Annotated in this window: 13 protein-coding genes, 4 pseudogenes and 1 other annotated feature; of the genes and pseudogenes, 1 reads left to right on the top strand and 16 read right to left on the bottom strand. The window is 56.3% G+C overall.

The annotated features are described in order from the left end of the window. Positions 1–204: 204 nt before the first annotated feature. From S101446_RS18805 to S101446_RS16310, 6 genes and pseudogenes are all read right to left on the bottom strand, one after another. Positions 205–321: pseudogene (locus tag S101446_RS18805) on the bottom strand (oxidoreductase); the annotation flags it as partial. 38 nt (positions 322–359) lie between these two features. Continuing rightward, a pseudogene (locus tag S101446_RS16280) lies at positions 360–662 on the bottom strand (integrase core domain-containing protein); the annotation flags it as partial. A 4-nt stretch (positions 663–666) separates the two neighbouring features. Further along, positions 667–2,070 carry an IS30 family transposase gene (locus S101446_RS16285; RefSeq protein WP_157684874.1) on the bottom strand — a complete coding sequence of 468 codons (1,404 nt, stop codon included), beginning with the start codon at positions 2,068–2,070 and terminating at the stop codon, positions 667–669. A gap of 1 nt (position 2,071) precedes the next feature. Next, a pseudogene (locus S101446_RS18525) lies at positions 2,072–3,057 on the bottom strand (IS3 family transposase); the annotation flags it as partial. Further along, positions 2,654–2,770: a sequence feature (AL1L pseudoknot), on the bottom strand. Its footprint overlaps the pseudogene before it by 117 nt. A gap of 50 nt (positions 3,058–3,107) precedes the next feature. Continuing rightward, positions 3,108–3,943 (bottom strand): annotated as a pseudogene (locus S101446_RS16300) (site-specific integrase); the annotation flags it as partial. Between the two features lie 1,201 nt (positions 3,944–5,144). Then, positions 5,145–5,450 (bottom strand): hypothetical protein, encoded by a 306-nt coding sequence (locus tag S101446_RS16310; protein ID WP_087608952.1) that lies wholly within the window; start codon positions 5,448–5,450, stop codon positions 5,145–5,147. A 228-nt stretch (positions 5,451–5,678) separates the two neighbouring features. On the opposite strand from S101446_RS16310, the gene S101446_RS16315 reads away from it, so the two are divergent. Then, complete coding sequence (locus S101446_RS16315; protein ID WP_087608953.1) at positions 5,679–5,972, top strand: transposase; 294 nt, start codon at positions 5,679–5,681, stop codon at positions 5,970–5,972. Between the two features lie 347 nt (positions 5,973–6,319). Here S101446_RS16315 and S101446_RS18810 read toward each other — a convergent pair whose 3' ends face one another. The 10 genes from S101446_RS18810 to S101446_RS16365 all read right to left on the bottom strand — a co-directional run bounded on the left by S101446_RS18810 (position 6,320) and on the right by S101446_RS16365 (position 15,200). Then, the gene (locus S101446_RS18810) at positions 6,320–6,520 is read right to left on the bottom strand and encodes an IS66 family transposase (RefSeq protein ID WP_408884647.1); all 201 of its coding nucleotides are present in this window, start codon (positions 6,518–6,520) and stop codon (positions 6,320–6,322) included. Further along, positions 6,469–6,627: a hypothetical protein gene (locus S101446_RS18530; protein ID WP_341865156.1), complete on the bottom strand. Its 159-nt coding sequence runs from the start codon at positions 6,625–6,627 to the stop codon at positions 6,469–6,471. The genes S101446_RS18810 and S101446_RS18530 overlap by 52 nt, the downstream gene beginning before the upstream one ends. Positions 6,628–7,071: 444 nt before the next feature. Then, complete coding sequence (tnpB, locus tag S101446_RS16325; protein ID WP_279629062.1) at positions 7,072–7,410, bottom strand: IS66 family insertion sequence element accessory protein TnpB; 339 nt, start codon at positions 7,408–7,410, stop codon at positions 7,072–7,074. A gap of 36 nt (positions 7,411–7,446) precedes the next feature. Then, positions 7,447–7,671 carry a hypothetical protein gene (locus S101446_RS18815; protein ID WP_408884650.1) on the bottom strand — a complete coding sequence of 75 codons (225 nt, stop codon included), beginning with the start codon at positions 7,669–7,671 and terminating at the stop codon, positions 7,447–7,449. A gap of 403 nt (positions 7,672–8,074) precedes the next feature. Further along, the gene (locus S101446_RS16335; RefSeq protein WP_087608956.1) at positions 8,075–9,163 is read right to left on the bottom strand and encodes a hypothetical protein; all 1,089 of its coding nucleotides are present in this window, start codon (positions 9,161–9,163) and stop codon (positions 8,075–8,077) included. A 6-nt stretch (positions 9,164–9,169) separates the two neighbouring features. Beyond that, the gene (locus tag S101446_RS16340) at positions 9,170–10,351 is read right to left on the bottom strand and encodes a hypothetical protein (RefSeq protein ID WP_244184673.1); all 1,182 of its coding nucleotides are present in this window, start codon (positions 10,349–10,351) and stop codon (positions 9,170–9,172) included. Between the two features lie 99 nt (positions 10,352–10,450). Continuing rightward, positions 10,451–11,637, bottom strand: a protein-coding gene (locus tag S101446_RS16345) for an IS3 family transposase (RefSeq protein WP_118963845.1) whose coding sequence is annotated in 2 segments (ribosomal slippage) — positions 10,451–11,379 and positions 11,379–11,637 — 1,188 coding nt in all. Because the reading frame shifts where the segments join, the coding sequence is not laid out codon by codon here. A 1,257-nt stretch (positions 11,638–12,894) separates the two neighbouring features. Further along, complete coding sequence (locus S101446_RS17870; protein ID WP_157684876.1) at positions 12,895–13,710, bottom strand: hypothetical protein; 816 nt, start codon at positions 13,708–13,710, stop codon at positions 12,895–12,897. 238 nt (positions 13,711–13,948) lie between these two features. Continuing rightward, a complete protein-coding gene (locus S101446_RS16360; protein ID WP_208620586.1) occupies positions 13,949–14,443 on the bottom strand; it encodes a phage pre-tape measure protein in 495 nt (164 codons plus the stop codon). Then, positions 14,412–15,200: a phage tail tube protein gene (locus S101446_RS16365; protein ID WP_157684877.1), complete on the bottom strand. Its 789-nt coding sequence runs from the start codon at positions 15,198–15,200 to the stop codon at positions 14,412–14,414. Before S101446_RS16365 ends, S101446_RS16360 begins: the two co-directional genes overlap by 32 nt. Positions 15,201–15,233 lie beyond the last annotated feature (33 nt).

A 15,233-nucleotide genomic window follows, 5' to 3' on the forward strand; every position in this document is an offset into this window, starting at 1 on the left:
GATGCCGGCTTTCCAGAATCTGACTGGGTGCTGAGGATGGCCGCTATCAGCGTGGCGCTTTCCTAACGCAGATCGGCAGAAAATCCCCACAAGTCAGAAGTCCCATTCCGGCTGTTCATGCAGGAAAAATGACCGTCGAACAAGGCGAGCATGATCTCCGAAGCGGATATGTCTGCCGGTGCCTCGTGTCCCCCCTGTCCGTCTTCACGCGTGCCTTTGCTGTTCATACACGCGCAGATTCAGATCCGCGAGATCCAGGAGAGGCGTCGGGATCTGATGGACGCGTGCCCGTCTGACCAGATCACCAATAATCTGCTGTGAACTGCCCCGGGTTTACCGGAGAGCGATTTGTTCAGTAATCAGGCAGCGATATCAAGTCTGCTCTGATCTGCATAAAAGGCTCGTTCGGCTTCGGCGGGAGGCCTGTAGCCGATTGGCGCCAGCAGGCGTCGGTTATTATACCAGTCCACCCATTTGAGGGTTTCCCATTCGACCTGCGCCATGGATTTCCATGGCCCCAGATGATGGATGACCTCGGCCTTGTATAAACCGTTGATGGTTTCCGCCAGTGCATTGTCGTAGCTGTCACCAACCGTGCCGACCGAGGCGTCGATGTCAGCCAGAGCCAGGCGTTCGGTATATCGGATCGACAGGTATTGGGCGGATTCAACCGGTCGTCGCAACACCTTCGATTATATGTTGTTTGAGCAGTTGGTCGAGTGCCTCTGCGGGTGTTTTCCAACCGAGTGTTTTGCGTGGCCGTGTATTAAGAGCATGGGCAACCGCATTTAATGCATCGGTATCATGCTGGGTGAGATCCGTTCCCTTGGGGAAGTATTGGCGCAGCAGACCATTGGTGTTTTCGTTGCTGCCACGTTGCCAGGGGCTTTTTGGATCACAGAAGTAGATATCAAGACCGGTATCGATCTGGAGTTGGGCGTGTTGTGCCATCTCCGCTCCCTGATCCCAGGTCAGGGATCTGCGTAGACTGGCAGGTAGCTCCATGATGGTCCCTGCAATCGCGTTACGAACGGCCTGGGCCCCATGACCGGCAAGGGCTGGACCATTCCTGATCACTCTGGTTTTTCCATGCCCTTCCATCCGCGGCAGATGCAGCAACATCGTAAAGCGCGTTGTGCGCTCGACCAAAGTTCCGATCGCTGAACTACCAAGGCCGAGAATAAGGTCGCCTTCCCAATGGCCCGGCACAGCCCTGTCCGCAACCTCTGCCGGACGATCACTGATCATCAAGGCGTCTTCGACAAAAGATCTGCCTCGCTTACGCGCACGTTCCCGAGGAAGACGGAGTGCCCGCCCCGAGCGCAGGCAGGCGGAAAGTTCGCGTTTCAGAGCGCCGCGCCCCTGGATGTAGAGTGCTTGATAAATTGCTTCGTGACTGATGCGCATGCTCTGATCCTCTGGGAAATCCATCTTCAGCCGTTGCGCGATCTGTTCCGGGCTCCATGCAAGGGACCAGCGTCGACTTTGACGATGAACTGCCCGTCGCTTTTTCCATATCACGAGAGGCCCTTTCAGTGCGACACCATCCGGCGTGGCGATCAGGCCTGCAAGGCGATCGTGGACATAATCGTGCAAGGTAGAATTCTGTGCCAGCTTACTCACTTTGGGACGTTGGGCCGCACGATCCGCATGCCATTGCGCTGTAATGGCACGATAATTGAAATCCCCGCTCCGGGTCGCAGAATTGCGCCTGATCTCACGAGATATCGTGCTGGGCGAACGTCCCAGCTTGCGGGCAATAGCACGCACCCCGGTCTTGCGTGCGCATTCCAGGGCGATTTCTTCACGCTCGGAAAAAGAAAGACTACGGCCCTGTGGGCAAGAGGCCGAAGGGGTTAAATGTGTGGGTGGCATCCCGCCAGAACTCCGAAACCAACGGCTTCCAACTGGAGCAGAAACACCGGCTTCGATACCAGCCTCTTCGCTGGAAAGACCTGCCGCGATACCCTGCCAGAACCGACAAAGGGTCTCACGCTGCCAGACAGGCGGCCGTCCTGGCGAGCACAATTTGCGCCTTGTGGACCGATCCGATTTCCGTTTCCCTGTCATCGTCTACACCTCCAATATTAAGGTGTTGCGACGACCGGTTGAATCCGCCTTGTGATCCACGGTCCGAATGATGGATCAGCGCCTTGTTTCCCGCGGGCTTTCGTTGCCAGATGGCCTGTTCAAGGGCATCGAGCACGAACTGGGTGGTCATGGAAGTCGAGACTTTCCAGCCCACGATCCTGCGGGCGAACACATCAATGATGAACGCCACATAGACCATGCCATTCCAGGTCTGGACATAAGTGAAGTCCGAGACCCAGAGCTGGTTGGGAGCCTCGGCCTGAAACTGCCGGTTGACCCTGTCATCGGGACAGGGGCGCGCCGTATCCGGACGGGTCGTGATGACCTTCCGGCCCCGGATCACACCCTTCAGACCCATCTGCCGCATCAGGCGCTCAACAGTGCAGCGCGCAACCTGTCGTCCTTCACGCTGCAGGCTGTGCCAGACCTTGCGCGCACCATAAACAACACGGTTGTCCTGCCAGATCCGACGGATATGTTCCATCAACTCCCTATCGCGCCGCGCACGCGGGCTGGCCCTAGCCGGTTCTCTTGCCATGGCCGCCTGCTGGTAAAACGTGGACGGGGCAATCGGCAGAACGCGACAGATTGGCTCGACCCCGTAATCGGCACGGTAGGTTTCAATAAACGCGATCATTTGCGAAACGGGCGGTCGAGCTCCGCCTGAGCAAAATAAGCCGAGGCCTTCTTGAGGATCTCATTGGCCTGACGCAGTTCACGGACCTCGCGCTCCAACGCCTTGATCCGTGCCGTCTCGGCCGAGGTCGGCCCCGGTTGCGCCCCAGCGTCCCGTCGGGCCTGCTTCCACCAGTCGTGCAGGCTGTCGCCCGAGCAGCCCAGTTTGCCACCAATCTCGCGACAGGCCGCCGATAGGCTAGGGTAATCCGAGCGATGCTCGTCCAGAAGGCGCACGGCGCGCTCACGGAACTCAGGCGAATATCGCGATGTCTTCTTCTTCTCTGCCATAGGGCTCATCCTCCGAGAGTTTTACTCTCCGGTAAACCCGGGGCAGTTCAGTCCCAGGTGAGCGCGGTCTTCTGGCGGGGCAGGGTTTCCTTTGCCTCCCGACGGATGCCGGCGAGCGTTGCGGTGACCATCGGGTGGGCGGTGGGTACGGCAATCTGCGCCAGGTGGTGCAGGTAGCGCAGGGCGGCACGATGCAGGTCGATGGTGCTGGTCCTGCGGCCCTGCAGCGCCATGTCGGCCAGATAGGCGGCAACATCCTCGCCGCGGGCCGGCAGGGCGGGCAGGGCGTGGCCGGCAGCCCAGTGGCACCAGGATCGGACGGCAGCGCGATAGGTGCGCAGTGTGTTCTCTGCCTTGCTGCGGTGCATATAGGCATCGGCCGCCTGACGGGCCGTGGCCAGGCGGCCATCATGTTCGGGGACGGGCTGCGCCGAGACGACGGAAAACCATTGGGCGACGGCTGCGGCCGGCTGGCCAACCGGCGCAGGGGGAACTGCGTCTCCCGCCTCGGGACAGGAGCCTACAGGCTGGAGCGGCCGGAACCAGGCCAGGAAACAGGGGGTGCCATCGTCGATTTCCAGTCCGATGGCCAGTTCGAACCCTGACGGGATATCGGCCACATGGTCCTGAGCCATCTGTTGGGCGGCCGACGCATACGGCACGTTCTGGGCGAGGGGGTATCCGGGGAATAGCTACCGTCCGGCAATTCGATGCCGGCCAGAAGCAGGGGCAGGGGCGGTGTGAACCGCGCGGTCGAGAGGATTTCGCGCCAGCGCGCCGGATCCTGTGTCTCGGCCAGACGCTGCCGCGTCAGGGGATCAACACGGGCGTGCAGTGCGGCCTGCGCCTGCCTGCTGGCGCCAAAGATCCGGACATCGCTCAGCATGGCAGGGTTGCCCAGTCGTATGGTCCCTGGCGATCATATGGGCAGCAGGGCAGGCGGACAGACATGGTGGAACGGCTCTGGAGCAGGTGCATTGCAGGGTTTTTGCTGAAAAGCCGCATTAACGGGAATAGAAATCCCATTTTATCAATCGCCTATTTTAATACGTCAATTGTGGAAATACCCTTCTTAAATGAGGTGAAAAGAAGTTTCCTAATTACGCGAAAGGATGTCCGATGTCACACCCGCAGACCTAAACCGTATTCTCGACCGGCAGCGTGCCGCGTTCCTGCAGGACGGACCACCCGGCCTTAAAAGCGTTGGACCGATCTGCGCCACCTGGACGCCGAAATTCTAAAGCGAGGCACCGAGATCGTGTGTGCCCTGAAAACGGATTTCGGCCCGCGCGCGACGCTGGAGGGCGCCATCGTAGAGCTGATCCCGCGGCTGCAGTCGATCCATTACATGATCGCCCATCTGGGGAATTGCTGGGCCAACGTGCGCAGATACAAGTGGTGGAGGCGATCAGTCAGCGTCTGGAGATGGCGTTGGCACCGCTCATGTTCGGCAGACTGTCGGGCTATGGAGTCACTGAGGCGAAAACCGTTGCGAAGACCGTTTTTTGAACTTGCGGGACAGACGGCCGATGGATGGTCGAGCATATGACAACGCGGCCCAATGCCGCATTATCAGTCAGACTGCCAATTCATTAGGCTATCCGGTTCGGAACAACCGGGACCAGGAATTAAGCTGACAGGTAGCACTCGCCACATGTCGGGCATCCATGCGGTTATGACGATTAGTGGAAAGTGGACGTTGTCAAGCAAACCTCAATAGATCATACATATGACATTACTGTGGATTGTAAGAAAACCAGTGAGCGACGGCTTGATGCAATATCGGATATTCAAAGCGTATCGGTGACGCCCCTGCCTATGCTCGGTACTGACCCCTGCAGATTGTCGGCTATTAGTGAAAGTTCTGGAAAAAAGTCTATTCCGGAGAATGACTCTCGTGGTAGGCTTTAGTTTCTGGTGGCGTTCCGGTGTGTCCATTTGGACACGTGTAATTTGCATACAGTTCATTTGCGCCGCAACGCTGACCCGTGCAATTATCCTTTTCGCACCAGCACAATACTCTGCCATGCATATGCACATCAGCTTTACATTCGGGACATTTCATAACCTGAACCTCAACAATGCTATCAAACGTGGTTACCATATTGGCTTCGTGTAAATGCCAACGCTGTGCTAAAGACCAATGCTTGGCTCGGATTCAGGAAACAGGTATTTAGGTCTACAACCACATACAGGCCGTCACCCTGACGTTCCGCATAAAGCCCGCGCGCCTCACAAATGCCTACGCACTGTTCAACAAGTCTCGGGGTGATGCGCTGTTGGTATGAGCGAAGATCGACATAAAAACGACTGATGGTCACTCCGTGCTCGCTTGAAAGGCGGTCAAGCGCGGCATCAATGAAATCATCAATCTGGCGCATGGTTAGGGCCATTTTCTACTCCTTGCTTGCATGTTGCGTTTCCCTTAACGTCGTTATTAACGTGATAATATACAAATAACATACGCGCAAGGAGAAAATAACCTCTCCCGAGGCGCGCTCCTCTGTCCCATCGCGGAGTCGGCTCGCACCCTTGAGGGGCGGATGTCGTCATAAATGGACGGCACGCTCCTTCTGCGCCCGATCGTTTTCCAGACGTTGCTAGGATCTGTCATGCCTTGAATGACAAAACGGACTGCATCGCTGATTATGATGAGTGTGATGCAGTTTGTCTTTTCTGATCAGGTCTGGTCTGTCTGGGAAACGCTGATCGAGGATTCCACCCGAAGGGCAAGAATATTCGCGCTTTTCTGGCGTCATCAGAACGGTGCGAAATGGCGTGTCGTGCCAACTGAGTTTGGTCCATGGTGGATTGCAGCACAGTTTGTCGTTCGATTGTCTAGGCTTGGTGTATGGCTGCGCCTCTTTGACAAAATCAAAGATAGGGATCAGGCCCTGGTGCATGGTCTTTCTTGATGTCATGAGAATCCGTGCCCATCACAAGGGGGCCGGGCGGCTAAAAAAAGAGCACAGAGAACTCCGAAAGGATCGTGAGGCTCTCTGCTCCTCATGGCTACGGACAGTCATGACAGGATTGTCCTTATACTCTGTCATCCTGGCAGGCGCACGAATTACCGTGTGCCTACGGTCTGCGCGACAATCTGCCACACCCATCAATCTATGTCGTTCGCGATCCTGGGTATGCGTCACATAGATGCCGTGAAGATATTTGGCACTGCGGCTCTCGTCCTGTCATCCCTCCAGCGCAGCACAATCGTGAGGTCGCCTGCCTGAATTGGGGTTCCTGGCATCTGGTCGAAAATCTATGGGGAAGGCGTCAGGAGTGGCGGGCTCTCGCAGCCCGATATGAGAAGGCATCGGCCAACCAGCGTGGATGTGTCGAAGTCGATCCCTGCGCGGGCAACGGCCATGCTCTGGCGGTACAGCGGCCAATGATCGGCAAACCTGCCAGTCAGGATCGCCGACAGCAGCCATGGCGCGGGCTCCGGGCGAGCGGATGGCACGGCGCCGGTGGCTGCGTGATACTCTCGCAGTTGCTGCAGCAGACTTTCTTCCGCACCATCTGGATCACCCTGAATTGTCTGGGGACGACGTCCAGCATCTTGGTCATGCTCTCGCGCAGCTTTCCCAGACGGGATAAACTACAGCATGGTCACTACATAGGGCCCGGAGAGCGACCGGCTCATGCGGCAGAGCCACAGGCGCCTGGCGCTGCCGCTCAACACCCGTTTCCGATGCCCTGACCATCGTCGCTGGCGCGTTGGCGGGATTGTCTTCGGCGATCGCCGTTTCCAGATCCTCGAGCTCGAGTTCCGACTGCTCGAGCAGGCGTCCGCCCCGCTCAAGAGGACGCACCGAAGCGATCCTGCCGCATCCTGACGATCAGCAATTTCAGATGCGCGACCATCGCTTGGGGACCCGTTGCGCGCCGTTCAGCCTCCTGACGGGCCACCTCGGACGCTGCCAGGGCCGCCCGCAGGCGATCTATCTCCGATATCCCGGTCTCCACGCTGCCCATGACAGCATGGATCGGCCCTGCTGCGTACCGAAAAATTCATTCAGCCTGCCAGTTCCGGCCGCAATGTGCGTTGCGGATGCCCCCCCCGTCGATGCCTTCCAGCAGGTAACCCTGTTGCGCGGGTGATGGCGCAACAATGTCCTCTGCGGGCGAGGGCCATATGAAGCGGCCTTTCTTGAGCCGTTTGGCGTAGAGCGACATGCCCAGTCTACCGTGCCAGAGTAATTTAAGCAGACCTTCAGCCCCCCCTGCAGGCAACCAGGTCTCCCGCATGGGGTTGCGTCCCAGGGCCTCCTGAAACTTCAGGTCCAGACCGGGCATGCTGAGCCGCATGTCGGTCGCACCTGTTGCCAGCCAGATCTGAACACCGGACACAACCGGGATTATGGACGCAGCAGCATGATCAGGCGTTCAACCCTCTCGAGTGGAACATAGTGACGGAAACGCAGGACGCTGCCGTCGCAGAATGTAATTTCCATCTGCCCTGGCACCAGACCTTCCTGCGCAACAGGTTCTGCCAGTCTGACAGGCACAAGGGGGCCTCTTAGGGCCGCCTCTGCCGCGCCGACGGCATTCGTGCCGCCAGCGATAGAGAGGACTGACATGGATCCCATGCTGGCGGCCCACATCGCGAATGGAAAGGCCGCTTTCGAAATAGCCTTTTACAACCTGGGAGCGAAGAGCGGGCGTGTAGGCCCGTCAACGTTCCCTACAATGTCGATTGCCGCATGCTTCTGCTGAGCAGCCGCGGCGACCGTCTCGTGCTCATTCCCGATAACATCGTCCCTTCATCGAAGAAGATATCCTACCCTGTCGGTCTACAAGGTGGCTCATACCGGATGCTGACAAGAGAGCGATCCGCTTTGATGCAGGAACAAAAGAGCCCCTTCGTCGCACGAGGTATGGGTCGACAAGATATTTAGAATGCAATGTGCGTACGGCACCCTTTGACGGGCGATGAATGCGGCAACGAACTGTAGTGAGAATGCGCCAAAGCACGGACCCGAAGCCGGTTCACAGACCAGCATCCCATGTTGCCTTACAGCGATTTGAGGAACAGAGATTCAATGGCTGTTTTCATCTCGCGAGGAATGCCGCTCGCCGCAATCAGATATTCGGCCATCGAGAGCGAAAACTGCCGCACCCGCTTGTTGCTGTTTATCATAGCATTGAGAGAAAGATCGAGCTTCGCATCGGGTGCATTTACTTCCCTGATCGCAAGCTCGCGGCTGACGACTGCGCAGCGGAAAATTTCCTGCGGAGCATGCATCACGAGGCCCGCAAACGCGATTAGTTTATCCCACGCTCTAAGGTCAAAAACTGTGGATTCCGGTGCGTTTTTTTCTAGCTTCTCGCGCATGTGACGACGAAGTTCATATGCCTCCTTGCCACCCCAAATATAATACCGGAGCGAAATCTCGAACTTCTTCTTGTCCATCGTAGGCTCATAGAACCGGCGAACGTCACGTCCGATAGAAGCCCAAAGTAAAAAGACTGAGGCCAAAGCGTTAAGGAAGATGGCAATATGCTCGCGGTTCGCGGGATCGAATTGTCCGCGAAGGTCACGCAACTCAGCCACAAACCTCCTAAATGCATGCCAAGGGGCATTGGAGAGCGGAGCAATGTTATTCGTAAGACTATTTAGACCTTCCGACCAAACATTTCTGGCGTAAGCGTCGGCAAGTGCATTCCATCGATCGATAGATGACTGATACATGTTATGACGATCGAACGCGGCATCATATGTCAAACTCAAATCGCGAAAGGACTTTTCATCATGCAGATCCACTCGCATTCTCAACGCGGAGATGCGATGATTGAATACGGCAGGCGTCTTGAGCAGGACCATCGCCTCGTCGCAACCTGTATATGAGGCGACCCCGCTGGCCCAGAAGGCTCGGTTTATCGGGCTCATTTTTCCGGATTTGCAGTCAAACAAAGTGCGCCTGATGTTTGAGTCGGAGACGAATTCAATTCCTAGCACATCCAGATCAGTGAGTACTTCCGGCTTCTCCGTAAGTTCGGAGGCACTCGATACGACGACCTCAAGGAACGGCAGCATGCCACGCGCCAGACAGAACTGCATGGCAAGCTCCTTGAGATAGCGATCCTTGTCGAATTTCCCCATTATCGATTATCCGAGCTTTGTGATCATCTGTTCAAACTCGAAGACCGCCTGCGGATCTTCAACCTGCTTCGTGCGCCGCCTCATCTCAGAGGATGAAATCAACGATTGAATGTAGGTCTCATCCTTGGACAGTGCAATGCGGGCATTTTCGTTGACCTCCATACCTGCCAATACACCGCTACGGAGGATCTGGATCGCGAGGGTCAGGGACGCCTCATTCTCAGGGGTGCGGATGAGATGAAGCTCCCATCTCCCGGGCGTCGTCTCCGACAACCGTCCCACGCGCAGGACTACAAGATTGTGGTACTGGAGACCGGCTTCGGAGTTTGAACCGATGAAACCACGATCACGGAAGACCTCAAGGATACGCACCGGCGAAATAATTCGATATTCGCCCGGCAAGAGTTGACCCTTGCGTACGGCGGCGACTAGCGCCATAGCCCGCTCGTAAATTTCCCGATTTGCAGCGTTCAGGCGACCGGAGCCGGGACGGGGAGTAAATATGAAGGACTCCTGCGCCTTACCGAATTTGATCGTCGGCGGTTTTATTACCCCTTCGGTGGAAAGTTTCTGAATCAGCGCAACTTCGGTCGCAGAGAGCTTTACCCCACCGATCTCTTTTCTCGTTCCCACCAGAGACAACGGCCAGCCTTGATTATTCTTAACCTTCTGCAAGGTGGAACTGATCGCCGAAGCCCCGGACTTCGCAGCCGCATCGGCGAGGCTCTCAAGATTATCGGCAAAATAGAACGGGCTTATCAGTATGTTTTTCCCGCGAGCCTTATAACTGGAAACGATACCACTACGGTCTCCCAGAGCTATGCAACGTTCGAAAACGATATTTTCGATACCAAGCTTATTGCGGATAGCGTCCTTATTGCCGGGAGCAGTGTATAACTCGCCCAGCAGCAACATTGTCGCCTGTTCATGTGCGTTAAGAGTACATTCGGAGTCCGCAAACTCGCCTATCTTCTGATAGACATCGTCGAAAAGCGGGATATTCGGTATAACCGTTTCTATCCGCCTGCCTTTTTCGACCAGGCGAACAAAGCCCACCTCCTTTAGCACACGAAGAACCTTCTCGAGCGCGAAGGATGGTATCGACATGAAGTAGTCGGATACCTTTCGCAGCACCTCATAGTCGATCTCCCCCAACGACTTTATGTGGATCGAGAGTGTGGCTGCCATGCCAATGGTTTGCAAATCATCAAATTCGGCAATCTGTAGTGAGGTGGTCCCGTCCGTTCGGACAGTTTTGCGGGCTTGATAAGCTATACCCGGTTGTTGTTATGCCGCCCTTCTGACGGCGTTGCTGTTGGCCATCTGGTCCGGGGTTAACCCCGGACCAGATGGCGTCGGCACGTCATGATACGCCTCATCGGGCGTTCGTCCAGCCAGCGCCGTATGCGGACGCCTTTCGTTATAATGGGCGATCCATCTGCCAAGCCCGGCCCTCAGCTCTGATCCGGTCTCGAACGCGTACAGGTAGACGCATTCGTATTTCAGCGACCGCCACAGACGCTCGATGAACACGTTGTCCAGCCAGCGACCGCGCCCATCCATGCTGATGCGGATCTGACGCTCTTCCAGTATCCCGCTGAAACGGGGTGTCGTAAATTGCGACCCCTGGTCAGTATTGAAAATGTCCGGGGCGCCATAGCGCATGAGGGCATCCTGTAGCGCCTCGATACAGAACTCCACGTCCATCGTGTTCGACAGACGCCAGGACAGGACCTTGCGCGTGAACCAGTCCATGATCGCCACGAGATAGAGAAATCCCCGTTTCATGGGAATATATGTGATATCGGAACACCAGACCTGGTCAGGCCGATTGATGACCAGATCCCGTAGCAGATATGGATATTTCCGATGCTCCGGATGGGGCACGGTCGTGCGCGGCTTCTGGTAGATCGCCCGCAGGCCCATGATCGCCATGAGCCGCCGGACCCGCTTGCGGCCCACTTCATGTCCCTGGCGGCGCAGATGCCATGTCATCTGCCGTGAGCCATAATACGGCGTTTCCAGGAACTGGGCGTCGATCAGCCGCATCAGCTCCAGATTGGCTTCGCTCTGTGGCACAGGCCGATAGTAGACGCCCGACCGGTTGAGTTGCAGCAGCGTGCATTGCCGGATTATCGGCAGGCATGCTCTCTTCGGGTCAATCATCTGCCGCCTCTGATCACGCCCAACCGAGCAGAGGCATCGCGTAAAAAATCCCGTTCCACGAGAAGTTCGCCTATCTTCGCGTGCAGTTTCTCCACGTCAGCTGGGCTGACCGGGGGCTCAGCCACCGTCTTCCCGGAAAAGGTCGCCGCCATCCCCTCGATCGCCTGCCGTTTCCACTGGGCGATCATCGTCTGATGTACCCCATGTTTCGAAGCCAGTTCCGCCAGCGTCAGTTCCCCACGGATCGCCTCCAGCGCAACCCGTGACTTGAACTCTGCCGCATACCTCTTCCGCGTAACCTTGCCCATAAAACCCGTCCTCGTTCAGGCCAGATGATAGCTTATCGCCCTGTCCGAAAAATGGGGACCACCTCTGATCGCCATGATCGTTTTTGGCCGGAATGGTAATAGCCGTATCGAACTGTTCTACCTGCCAGTCGTCCGAAGTCAGGGTCGTCTGGGTAGGATTGCCGGGATTGGCAATGTCGTATGCCGGACTGCTTACACCGTCGTACAATAGTTGCGATGTTGACGGGTAAATCATCATCACGTCGTAAACGCTGGCACCACGGGCGTTTTCCGTAATACGCAGCTTCCCATCATCGCCTGGTGTAGCTTCGTACGAATAAAGCAGATTTCGTTCGGGGATATCGCCACGTGCAGCGAACAGCCAATGCAGTTCACAGATCGTATCTGGATCGGTTGGCACCGGCTGACGTAGCATGGGGCCATTCAGGCTTCCGTCTCCCATGGCGTCGAGCATCGTATAGACCAACTTGCGGAACCAGCGCGATGCCGCACGTTCCTGCGTCGTACCTGTCGCCAGGACCGTGGACGCCATGAGAGCGGCGTGAATGAAAATGAACTGCCCCTCAGATGTGCCGCTATTCGCATGGAAATAATCCCCGCGCCCCGACGAATAGGCCCATGCGTTGACAATAAGGCCGTCCAGAATAAGTGGACCGTTTGGTACCGTGTCCACGTCCTGCACTTCGCCTGGTTCGGCGTGGTAGAGGCGCGTGCTCGTCGTGAGGACGGAGTCACTCAGACGCGTCAGCTGAATGCCATTTTGGTCGGTCGGATTGAGGTAAGCCTTGATGGCAGGCGCTACGAACACGTTGGCCACGAAGCTAGCGCTCGAAGGATTGGCCACTGTAATCGAGTTTGCGCCGATTGCGGTCACTTCAAGGGCATCCGAAATCCGACATGTACTGGTATCCACCAGCGTTACGGTGCCCCCGACCGTGTATTCACGATCAGCGGCATTCTCCACGGGGATAACCGTTTGACCTGCCACGGAACCTGCTGGAACTTCGACAGCGTCGGCCCATAAAGGCATCCAATATTTTGACGCCCCGGTATTACGCAGATAGTTTTCGGCCCACGCCCGATCCTGGCGTGCAAGAAAGATGGAATACTCGAAATCACGCCGCGGGAAGAAGCGCAGCGCGCGTCGCTGCTCGGCACCTGCTGGAGACGAGAGTACCGAAGTCAGATACTCCATCCCCTCTGTCAGCGGATCCGCCCAGTTGGGGCGAAACGGCCAGACGGGAAGTTGGTCGATACTCATGACCTGTTGACTCCCAGTATTGAACGAACGGAAGCTGCATTGTTCTTGATATGCGTCAGCACGACTTTCTCGCCATGCGCGCCGGAGACGGCCTGGGCCAGATCCTTGGGATTCATGACAAGCACATTGCGAATGGACTGCGTGCTGCCCGCCGCACTTGTACCGGTTCCGCCGTTGAGGATATGACGCGGATCACTACGGGTCAGCACTTCTTCGTCGCGCTGCAGGATCGCTGGAACTTCATTGGGCGCTAATCCCGCAATACCGCCCGTATGATAGCGCATGGCACCTGCAAACGCGGCGGGACTAATCCCGCTGCGCACCATGCCGGAGCCGCCAACCACACCGCCTTCATGGAAAAGGTCCGTAAAAAAACTTCCTAGTCCGGAACCAAAACTTTTAAGACCGCTGAGTAACCCACCGCTTCCTCCTGCCGTCTCTGCGCTCCCAAACATCGATTTCATCGCGATCTCGGAAAGTTGCGACGTGAAGCTTATTCCAAAGTCGATTGCCGCAGCTTTCAGAGATTGAAGCGCACTCTTTCCGCTCGCAACACCTTTTAAGAAGTCACTTAGACCTCCCGATGCAGTAGTGGCGAAGGCGTCGCTAATCTGTTTAGTCGCATCAGTCGCCTTTTTCTTATTGTCGTCGAGCGCGTCACCGACTTTGCCGAGTGTAGCGACGAGGTTGCTCGCGGCGCTAGAAAGTGATTCCATTGAAGAAGTTATCACGCTTAGAGCGGCACCATTCGATAGTGCTAGCGCGGCGTTTCCGTTTTTAGTGTCGGACGACGCAGAACTTGCTGTAGCCATAACTACCTCCTTCCAATATTTCTTATCATTTCATTGAACGCATTATTTCCGTCGACAGAGGCTACTGCGGCGAAGGCGCGTCTGGTCACAATCGCATCACTTGCTATGCGATTATTAAGGCGATCAACAACAAGGGCAGCTTCATCGTGCAGGAGACCGATTGGATATCGGCTTGGATGTTGATGCCCATGTTCGAGCAATAGACTTACCTGTCGTCGAATACCCCATATCCATGTTTTTAGGTCAATGGACGTGCTTTGTCTTGTGCCTGAAACGCTGTGGTCATGCGTTGTATTGCTTCCGCGATCAGGCGCACAAACTTTTCCGGCGGCATTTCGGACGTAAACGTCAGCCCCCCGATCTTTTCAAGTGCGTCCAGCTGCGCCGCAAGAGGAAGACGTTGCGCGACAGACACGGCTTTTTGAAACATTGATTCGTCTGCTGGATCTGTATTCGATGCCAGCGTAATCATTTCGGCTACCAGCTCTGGCGCCTGCATGATCACGTCAGCTTCGAGGTCTACAGCTTCATTAGCACTAGCCTTGCTAGTGATTCGACGAAACATTTCGGTCATATCGGCTCGATAGTGAGTATATAGCACCGCAACATCGTAAGGAGAGAGGCCCCGGACGGCGAATTGCACGCCATCCGAGACCTTCACCGTCGCGGTCGCCAGCACAATGTCCTGGAGACGCATAGATTTATACTCCGGCGACAGGCTGACCGTCTGCATAAAGCGCGGCCTGATTGCCAAGCACCTGCACACCGATCGTCAGGGGGAGCGCCTGAAGCGTATCCGCAATCAGTGCAAAGCTGCCGTTGGGAGAAATCGTGACATACGGCATGAAGTAGTCAATGTTATCGCCCACGGCGTTGTAGCTGACAAACTTCAGCGCACCCGAAACGGTCGATGCGCCGGAAATGCTCTGCACGCGGGAAGTCGCGGACAGGTCATAGGTCAGCGTTACACTCGAGCCGCTGGTCGGCACAGTTCCTCCTAGCAAGATATCGAACGTGCCACGGACAGGGTCGATTACATAGTCGGTACCCGCAACGAGTGTGGTGGTCCCCGCTTTGAGCACTGGGTTTAAGAGGCCCCGCAGACCAGTGGGATTGGCCGCAGAAATACCAACCTGATATTTGTTGCCAGGCACAACACTGCCAAAAGTTTCCGAGTTCCCGGTTGACGCCGACTGGGAAACAGTGGCTGTCGTCCCCATAAAGAACAGAGCAATGTTGTCAGCGCTGATGTCTTCCGCCGTGATTGTTGCCGTGCGGTTGGCTTGGAGGGTGACCGTGAGGTCTTTTTCACGAATACCGCGTGTGGACTTATAATGCTGATAGGTGTCGGCTGCAATGCTGAGATTGAATGACGGTACATTCCCCAGAAAGCGGAAACCACCACCTTCGGCGAGCGTTTTGGCTACAGGATCAGAAAACGGAGCGAACCAGGCTTCGCCGCGACCCATCGTATAGTTGTCAGTAATCATATTCAATACTCCGATAATATAGGGATAGTATTA

This window comes from Komagataeibacter europaeus (assembly GCF_002173515.1).
Taxonomy (GTDB): Bacteria; Pseudomonadota; Alphaproteobacteria; order Acetobacterales; family Acetobacteraceae; genus Komagataeibacter; species Komagataeibacter europaeus.